The organism is Janibacter indicus, from assembly GCF_900176385.1.
GTDB classification, from domain to species: domain Bacteria; phylum Actinomycetota; class Actinomycetes; order Actinomycetales; family Dermatophilaceae; genus Janibacter; species Janibacter indicus.
This window is the reverse complement of record NZ_FWXN01000020.1, coordinates 1-7,829: the sequence shown is the minus strand read 5'-3', so window position 1 is coordinate 7,829 and position 7,829 is coordinate 1. Positions and strand designations below refer to the sequence as shown.

Genomic DNA, 7,829 nt, shown 5'->3' with positions numbered 1-7,829 from the left:
ACAAGAACTCCCACGACGTGCGCGAGGTCCTCGACGAGCTGGGCGCCAAGCACAAGTTCATCAAGCCCCACTGCCCCTGGCAGAACGGCAAGGTCGAACGCTTCAACCGCACCCTGCAAACCGAGTGGGCCTACCGGCAGGTCTTCACCAGCAACCAGCAACGAGCAGCCGCCCTTGCGCCCTGGCTCGAGCACTACAACACTGAACGCCGCCACACCGCACTCGGCGGCCTCGCCCCGACCAGCCGACTGTCAACAACCTGACGGCCGAGTACACCTAGTGCCCTCGGATCCTCGAATCTTAGATAGAAGTCGACTTGCTCTAATTTAGGGCGCTTCTCGACATCAGATGTCGAGATGCAGCGCAGATTGCACACGACACGCGGCCCACTCTGCACGGATCGCCCCTGATTGGCTCAGCTGTGCAAAGTAGGGACTGACCCCATGCTCATCGCGCTTGCCTTGGGCCGGACCTCAGACCGTGGACGGCCATGCCCCGAGCGGTCGTTGACTCTCGTCCGTCAGAGGGGCACTTCCCAGTTGCTGATGAGGCGGGTCTGCAGCCACTGCGTCATGGAGTCCCAGCCTCCGGTGAGCAGCAGGAGACCAACGATGATGAGCAGCCCAGCTCCTGCGACTTGGATCGCACGCTGCTGGCGCTGCAGCCAGGTCGAGACCGGAGCCCACCGTTCGTAGGCGGCGGCGATAAGAAGGAAGGGCAGGCCGAGCCCCAGGCAGTAGGCGACGGCGAGGGTCACCGCCCGCGTCATTGACGCCTCCGCGGTGAGGTTGAGCGCGAGGACGGCTGCGAGGGTCGGGCCCATGCATGGAGCCCAGCCCAGGCCGAAGACGGCGCCGAGGACCGGCGCCCCGGCCAGGCCTGTTGCGGGCTTAATCGGAAGGCGGAAGGTCCGCTGCTTGCCAGCACCGAGGAAGACCAGGGCCATGAGGATCACGAGCACGCCACCGAGGCGCATGAGCAGCACTCGGTGCTCGACGAAGATCTGCCCGGCGGTCGCAACGAACATCGACGCAAGGATGAAGACGGCCGTGAAGCCGAGGATGAACATTAGGGTGCCGAGGATCATGCGGCCGCGGCTGCGCTCCTCGAGGGCTACGTCGGACAGGCCGGTGACGTAGCCGAGGTAGCCCGGCACGAGCGGCAGCACGCACGGGGTCGCGAAGGAGACGAGCCCGGCGAGGGCGGCGACGAGCACCGCGAGGGGGAGGGCTCCGTCGGTTACCTGGTCGCTCAGCGAGGAAGACAGCCCGGTGAGGGACGGGAGTGCAGTGGTCATGCGCCTTCGGCGAGGGCGTCTTCGACCAGGCCCTGGAGGGTCGACTGGGTGGTTGCCCCGAGGACGACGGCGGCGATGCGGCCCTCGCGGTCGAGGACAGCGGTCGAGGGTTGGGTGGTCATTTTGCCCTGCATGTCGATGGCGGTCGACCCGCTCTTGTCATAGATCGAGGGCCAGGTGAAGCCCCACGTCCTGGCCTGGGACCGGCCGGTCGCCACTGAGGACTCGCGGTAGTTGATCCCGACGAGCTCGACTTCCTTCTCATTCAGCTCCTTGTTGAGCTCGACGAGGTGCGGGGCCTCCTTGGCGCACGGGCCGCACCAGCTGGCCCAGACGTTGACCACGACGACCTTGCCTCGGTGGTCGGCGCTGTCCCAGGTCTCACCGTCCAAGGTGTCACCAGCGAGCTCGACGGGTTCGCCGCGTTCGTCGGTGTCGAAGAGGGTCACGCTGCCGTCCCCAGCGCGGTAACCGGCATCCGGGGCCGCCTCCGAAGCGCCGGAGTCGGCGGAACATCCGGTGATCGCGGCGACGGCGAGGGTGCTAGCGGTCGCGACCACGGCGCGGCGGGTGGGACGGAGGGCAGTCATGCGGGTCATGCTCCTGATGGTCGGTCCAAGGTCCTCGTTGTTGGCTTCAGCGGTGCACTCGCCCATGGTCGGCTGCTACAGGAGCGTGACCCAGTAGTCCCAGAACCTGATGGCGATGAGGACGGTGATCACGAGGCACCAGCCGGTCACGATCGCTCCGCGGAACTCCGTCAGGGCGGCGAGGGTGCGCTGTCCGCGGGGAGTGGCTCTGTCTCGAAGTCGCTGGAGGTTGTGGACGGTGGTGTACGCGAAGACCGCGATGGTCACGACCCACACCACCATGCAGTACGGGCACAGCGCGCCGATGACGTAGAGGCTCTGGTAGATCAGCCAGTGGATGAAGACCACCGCGAGGGTCACTGCTGCCTGAGTGGCCAGCCACAGCCATCGGGGGAGGCTGACTCCGGTGGTCAGGACCGCTCCGAGCGTGGCCAGAGCGGCGAACCCGGCGACTCCGATGATGGGGTTGGGGATGCCGAAGGCGTCGGCCTGTGGGGTGGACATGATGGAGCCGCAGGAGAGGATCGGGTTGATGCTGCAGGTAGGGACGTAGTCCGGGTTCTTGAGCAGCTCGAACTTCTCCACCAGCAGCACGACAGCGCAGACCAGCCCGACCAGGCCCCCGATGAGGTGCAGGCGGCCGAGTCCACGTGCGCTGGTCGCCGGTGCGGGCATCCCCGTGGCCGGGTCAGTCTTCGATCGCGGCATCAAGCTTGGTCTCGAAGTCACCGATGGTGGACGGTTCGATCTTCTCCCCGTCGAGGAAGAACGTTGGTGTACCGGTCACGCCCAGCTCCTGCGCGTCTTGCGTGCTCTGCTCGATGCGCTTCTTGATGGCCGGGTCCTTCACGTCCGCGCGGTACTGCTCCATGTCCAGACCCAGGTCCTTGGCGTACCCCTCGAACGTCTTTGCCTTGGAGGACTCCGAGTGGCTCCACTCGCCTTGGGTCTCGAAGAGTTGGTCGTGCATGGCCTCGAACTCACCCTGCTCACGGGCGGCCTCGGCGGCCAGGGCCGCGTTCATCGAGTTGCCGTGCAGGGGGAGGTATCGCACGACGAAGGTCACGTCATCGCCGTACTTCTCCCGCAGGTCCGTCATGACGGGGTGGGCTGCACCGCAGGCCTCGCACTCGAAGTCGAGGTACTCCACGAATGTCGCTTCCTTGCCGGAGGTCAGGCGGGGGCTGTCCTCGCGCACCAGCGGCTCGGACGTCCCGTTGCCGGAGTCGCTGGGTGTCGCTTCGTCACCGGCGCGGCTGAACGTCACCGCGGCGACCAGGGCCACGAGCACCGCCACGATCATGGCCATGGACAGCTTCAGGCTCTTGCTCATCGGGTTCCCATCGTCGAAAGGCGCTGGCTGCGCGCAGGGTATGCACTGTTCCTGTCCTCTGGCTGGGAGGGGCGCTCGGTGCGGATGGCTCGGAGCCCGTTGCCGATGACGACGACCTCAGCGATCTCGTGGACCAGCACGACCGCGGCCAGGCCCAGCACGCCGAACAGGGCCAGTGGGAAGAGGATGGCGATCAGGGCCACGGACAGCACGACGTTCTGGGTCATGATCGCCCGCCCGCGGCGGGCGTGCGCGAGAGCCTGGGGTAGCAGGCGCAGGTCGTGGCCGGTGAAGGCGACGTCGGCGGACTCGATCGCAGCCGCGGACCCGCTGGCGCCCATGGCGATACCCACGGTGGCCGAGGCCAGTGCAGGCGCGTCGTTGATGCCATCGCCGATCATCGCCGTCGGGCTCGTTTTCTTCGAGCCTCGGATGTGCTCGGCCTTGTCCTGAGGCAGGGTCTCTGCGTAGACGTGTCGAATGCCCGCTTCGCTGGCCAATGCCTGGGCCGTGCGGGTGTTGTCGCCGGTGAGCATCATTGTGGACACGCCCTGCTGGTGCAGGTCCGCGATGGCCTGGGCTGCCTCGGGGCGCAGCTCGTCGCGGATGCCGATCACGCCGCACGCACGGTCGTTGACCTCGACCACCACGAGGCTCATGCCCTCGTCGGCCATGGCGCCGGCCTGCGCGGTCAGGTCCTTGGGGGCGACCCAACGGGGGCTGCCCACGCGCACCCGGCGTCCGCCGACCAGCCCGGTCAGGCCGTGTCCGGCGTGCTCCTGGACGTTGCTCGCTTCGGGCCGGTCCGGTGAGGCGGCGACCACGGCTGCAGCCAGCGGGTGGCTGCTGGCAGCCTCAAGTGCCGCTGCCAGGGCAAGCACCTCGGCGTCGGTGTGACCGCTGGCCGGGTGAGTGGTTACCACCCGGGGCTCGTTGCGGGTCAAGGTGCCTGTCTTGTCGAAGGCGACCGCGCGGATCGTGCCGAGCTGCTCGAAGGCGGCCCCGGACTTGATGATCACCCCGAATTTGCTGGCCGAGCCGATCGCCGAGATCACCGTGACCGGGACCGCGATCGCCAGCGCGCAGGGTGAGGCTGCGACCAGCACCACCAGGGCCCGCTCGATCCACGTCTGCGGGTCACCGATCACGAACCCGAAGGCGGCGATCAGTGCTGCGGCGAGCAGGACCAGCGGCACGAGGGGTCGGGCGATCCGGTCGGCCAGACGGGCGCGTTCACCCTTGTCCGCGTGAGCCTGCTCGACCAGTTCAACCATCTGGGTCAAGGAGTTGTCGCGCCCGTCGGCGACCGCCCTGATGCGCAACGTTCCCGAGGTGTTGACCGACCCGGCCGCCACCGCGTCACCGGGAGCAACCTCGAGGGGGATCGACTCACCGGTGATCGCCGAGGTGTCCAACCACGAGTGCCCGGCCTCGACGCTGCCGTCGGTGCTGACCCGGTCGCCGGCGCCGACGACGAGGACATCGCCCCGACGGACCTGCTCGGCCGGGATGCTCTCGTTCGTTCCCGCTCGCGAGACCACCGCGGTCTCGGGGATCAGGGACAACAACGCCCGCAGCCCGTGCCGAGCTCGATCCATGGCGCGGTCCTCGAGCGCCTCGGCAATGGAGAACAGGAAGGCCAACGCGGCGGCCTCACCCACGTGCCCTAGCAGCACGGCACCCGTGGCGGCGATCGTCATGAGCAGCCCCACGCCCAACCGGCCAGCCCCTCGGCCCGTGATCAGCTGCCGCACCGCTGCCGGAGCGAACGTCCAAGCGCCAGCCGCCAACCCGAGCACGTAGGCGACCACGGCAGGGTCTTCGGCGCCGGCGAGCTCCAGAAGCAGACCGGTCAGCCACAGCACGCCCGCGACGAGCGGCAGCGCCAGGGCACGATCACGCCACCAGGGTGCGAGTTCTTCGATCACGGGCTCGTCGGTGCCACAGCACGCATCACTCACGTCAGACCACCTGCTCATCGGCGACGGGACGAGGCGCGCTCCCGCAGCACAGCGGCACGTCACAGTCCTCGTCCACGCAGGGGACCCCGTCGTCGACCGCCAGGACCACCTCCATCAACGACTCCAAAGCGCGCGTCAGGTGCGCGTCGGCGATCTCGTATCGGGTGCGGCGCCCTTCCGTGACAGTGACGACGATCCCGCAGCCACGCAGACAGGCCAGATGGTTCGAGACATTCGTACGGCTCAGATCGAGGTCGCGCGCCAATTGGGCCGGATAACCGGGCGCCTGCAGCAGCGACATCAGGATCCGCGCCCGAGTCGGGTCCGCCATTGCCCTCCCCAGCCGATTGAGTACGTCCAGACGAGCGGCACTGTTCAGCATGCACTGACTATACATCGACCGCTGACCCAAGAGATCCGCAGGGCAACGGGGCCACCGCAAGCCTGCATCGCCATTTGGTGATAGCATCGTCATATGACGATCAATGATAGAAGCGAAGGTCCGACAGCGATTGAGGTGCCTGACGCCTCTGCTGCGTTGTTCCACGCCTTGGCCGAACCCACCCGCCTGGCTCTGCTCACACATCTCGCCAGCGGCGAGCACCGCGTCCGGGACCTCGTGGAGCACATGCACCTCGCGCAATCGACCGTAAGCAAGCACTTGGCGTGCCTGCGCGACTGCGGACTGGTGACCGTGCGGGCCGAGGGCCGCGCGTCGTGGTTCTCGCTGGCCGATCCTTCGCGACTGTCCGACCTGCTCGAGAGCGCGGATGCACTGCTCGCAGCGTCCGGAGCGTCATTGTCGCTTCGCGATCACCACGACCACGACCAGTTGGCCACCGAGGAGCTGTGATGGCAGCCGATCACCACCACGGCCCGACGGACGGGCGAGCGGACCGAGGTCTGCGCAACCGGCTCCTGATCGCCTTCGGCATCACTGCGCTCATCGTCCTAACCCAGGCGATCGGGAGTGTCATCACCGGCAGCCTGGCGCTGCTGACCGACACCGCTCACGCCCTCTCGGACTCGACCGGTCTGCTGGTAGCGGTCATCGCCGCCACGATGATGCTGCGCCCACCCAGCAGCAAGCGCACCTGGGGGTTTGCCCGGATCGAGGTCGTCGCCGCACTAGGACAGGCACTCCTGTTGCTCGTGGTCGGCTCCTACGCAGCCGTCGAAGGACTGCGCCGACTGCTTGAACCTGCCGAGGTCCAGGGCAAGGAGCTCCTGTTCTTCGGCATCATCGGACTGGCGGCCAACATCGCCGCCATGGTGGTCCTGTCCTCCAGTCGTGACGCGAACTTCAACATGCGCGCAGCTTTCCTCGAAGTGCTCAACGACGCCCTGGGCTCCCTCGGGGTGATCGTGGCTGCCATCGTCATCGCCACGACCGGCTTCCAGCGAGCGGACACCATCGCCGGCCTGTTCATCGCAGCCCTGATCCTGCCCCGCGCCTACCGCCTCCTGCGTGAGACCGTGAGAGTGCTGATGGAGTTCACCCCGAAGGACGTCGATCTGGACGCGGTGAGAGCCCACATCCTCGAGCTGGACCACGTCCACGAGGTCCACGATCTGCACGCCTCCACGATCGGCACCGGCCTGCCAGTCGTCTCCGCGCACGTCGTCATCGACGACGACTGCTTCGAATCCGGCCACGCACCGCAGATCCTCGAGCAGATCCGATCCTGCCTGAAGGAGCACTTCCCCGTCTCCTTCGAGCACGCCACCATCCAGATGGAGACGACAGCAGTGCGAGAACGCACCTGCACCGGGGTTGAGCACTTCTAGAACGAGTCCTCCCGACAGTCCGCTCGAATCGATGGGAAGCACCCGACATGACGACATCCCCAGATGCGAAGGCACTCATAGCGCTCACCGTCTACCTCATCGGCCTCGCGCTGACATTCGGGGTGAGGACCTTGCAGCACCACCGGCGGACCGGGGACCCCGGGATCCGTCGGATCGCTTCGGACAGCAGCAAGGCTGGCCGTCTGGGTGTGTGGCTGTTCGCCGGCGCGCTCATCCTTGGGGCGGCTGGACCATTCTTGTCGCTGCTCGTTCCCGCTTCAACGATCGCAATGCCTCGCTGGGCCTGGTGGCTCGGCCTTGGGCTGGCCGTGATCGGGCTGGCCCTCGTGTTGGCAGCGCAGCAGGCGATGGGAGATTCGTGGCGCATCGGAGTGGACCCGTCCGAACGAACCGGCTTGGTGACCACAGGGGCCTTCGCGGCCGTTCGCAACCGATCTTCTCCACCATGGTTCTGGCCATGGCGGGCGTACTAATCATGACGCCCAACGCCATATCGGCTGCCGCACTGATGGCCCTCATCGCAGGGATGGAGCTCCAAGTCAGAGCCGTCGAGGAGCCCTACCTCTTGAAGGCACATGGTCCGGACTTCCTTGCCTACGCCGCTCGCGTAGGCAGATTCGTGCCCTTCGTGGGCCGCATGCGGAACACGCAACAGGCAACCGACGGTGGTCCTTGAGCACCGGGCCGCCTGCAGGACCTCTGTGCGCTTCGTGAGCATCTCGCGGTCCGTGTGGGGCGTCTAGTTGTACTGACCCGCCAGGTTGGGTACGCGGTGTGCGGGTGAGGCGCCTTTGAGTGCGGTGTGGCCGCGGTCGTGATTGTAGGTGTGGAGGAAGTCG

General features: G+C 67.0%; 9 protein-coding genes. 3 read left to right on the top strand and 6 right to left on the bottom strand.

Going from position 1 to position 7,829, the window contains the following annotated elements:
- The coding region (locus B9B60_RS16610; protein ID WP_143445638.1) for an integrase core domain-containing protein at positions 1-263 on the top strand (263 nt) is incomplete at its 5' end.
- A 257-nt stretch (positions 264-520) separates the two neighbouring features.
- On the opposite strand, the gene B9B60_RS16605 is transcribed toward B9B60_RS16610, so the two are convergent.
- The 6 genes from B9B60_RS16605 to cmtR form a co-directional block, all read right to left on the bottom strand.
- Entirely contained in the window at positions 521-1,297 is a 777-nt protein-coding gene (locus B9B60_RS16605; protein WP_084453198.1) for a cytochrome c biogenesis CcdA family protein, read from the bottom strand.
- Positions 1,294-1,887 (bottom strand): TlpA family protein disulfide reductase, encoded by a 594-nt coding sequence (locus B9B60_RS16600; protein WP_159451243.1) that lies wholly within the window; start codon positions 1,885-1,887, stop codon positions 1,294-1,296. The genes B9B60_RS16605 and B9B60_RS16600 overlap by 4 nt, the downstream gene beginning before the upstream one ends.
- 75 nt (positions 1,888-1,962) lie before the next feature.
- Positions 1,963-2,562: a vitamin K epoxide reductase family protein gene (locus B9B60_RS16595; protein WP_223277691.1), complete on the bottom strand. Its 600-nt coding sequence runs from the start codon at positions 2,560-2,562 to the stop codon at positions 1,963-1,965.
- A gap of 13 nt (positions 2,563-2,575) precedes the next feature.
- Positions 2,576-3,220, bottom strand: coding sequence for a DsbA family protein (locus tag B9B60_RS16590; protein ID WP_084453192.1), 645 nt, complete (start codon positions 3,218-3,220; stop codon positions 2,576-2,578).
- Positions 3,217-5,199: a heavy metal translocating P-type ATPase gene (locus B9B60_RS16585; RefSeq protein WP_084453190.1), complete on the bottom strand. Its 1,983-nt coding sequence runs from the start codon at positions 5,197-5,199 to the stop codon at positions 3,217-3,219. Before B9B60_RS16585 ends, B9B60_RS16590 begins: the two co-directional genes overlap by 4 nt.
- The gene (gene cmtR, locus B9B60_RS16580) at positions 5,183-5,563 is read right to left on the bottom strand and encodes a Cd(II)/Pb(II)-sensing metalloregulatory transcriptional regulator CmtR (RefSeq protein ID WP_084453188.1); all 381 of its coding nucleotides are present in this window, start codon (positions 5,561-5,563) and stop codon (positions 5,183-5,185) included. Before cmtR ends, B9B60_RS16585 begins: the two co-directional genes overlap by 17 nt.
- Positions 5,564-5,656: 93 nt before the next feature.
- Here cmtR and B9B60_RS16575 point away from each other — a divergent pair, with 93 nt between their 5' ends.
- Both B9B60_RS16575 and B9B60_RS16570 read left to right on the top strand, forming a co-directional pair.
- Complete coding sequence (locus B9B60_RS16575) at positions 5,657-6,034, top strand: ArsR/SmtB family transcription factor (protein ID WP_084453186.1); 378 nt, start codon at positions 5,657-5,659, stop codon at positions 6,032-6,034.
- Positions 6,034-6,969: a cation diffusion facilitator family transporter gene (locus B9B60_RS16570; protein WP_084453184.1), complete on the top strand. Its 936-nt coding sequence runs from the start codon at positions 6,034-6,036 to the stop codon at positions 6,967-6,969. Before B9B60_RS16575 ends, B9B60_RS16570 begins: the two co-directional genes overlap by 1 nt.
- The last annotated feature ends 860 nt before the right edge of the window (positions 6,970-7,829 follow it).